Source organism: Mesorhizobium sp. M1A.F.Ca.IN.020.06.1.1 (genome assembly GCF_004023265.1).
Classification (GTDB): Bacteria; Pseudomonadota; Alphaproteobacteria; order Rhizobiales; family Rhizobiaceae; genus Mesorhizobium.
Map to the genome: position 1 here is coordinate 1 of NZ_RZSR01001695.1, position 570 is coordinate 570.

The window sequence follows — 570 nt, forward strand, 5'->3', positions numbered from 1 at the left end:
CGCCCGCATCGACCGCCGCCGCAAGATTCCGGTGACGTCGCTGCTGATGGCGCTCGGCATGGACGGCGAAGAGATCCTGTCGACCTTCTACAACAAGATCACCTACAAGCGTGCCGGCGACCACTGGCGCATCCCGTTCAATGTCGAGCGCTTCCGCGGCCTCAAGGCTGTCGGCGACCTGGTCGACGCCGACACGGGCGAGATCGTCGTCGAGGCCGGCAAGAAGATCACCGCCCGCCAGGCCCGCCAGCTCGGCGAAAAGGGTCTCAAGGCGATCAAGGCGACCGACGAGGACCTGCTCGGCAACTACCTGGCCGAGGACATCGTCAACTACGCCACCGGCGAGATCTTCCTCGAGGCCGGCGACGAGATCGACGAGAAGACGCTGAAGGTGCTGCTCGGCACCGGCGAGGACGAGATCCAGATCCTCGACATCGACCACGTCAATGTCGGCGCCTACATTCGCAACACGCTCGCCGTCGACAAGAACGAGAGCCGCCAGGACGCGCTGTTCGACATCTACCGCGTCATGCGTCCGGGCGAGCCGCCGACGCTCGAGACCGCCGAAGC

The 570-nt window shown here is 65.4% G+C and carries 1 pseudogene; it reads left to right on the top strand.

From position 1 onward, the window contains the following. A pseudogene (locus tag EOA60_RS36405) lies at positions 1–570 on the top strand (DNA-directed RNA polymerase subunit beta); the annotation flags it as partial.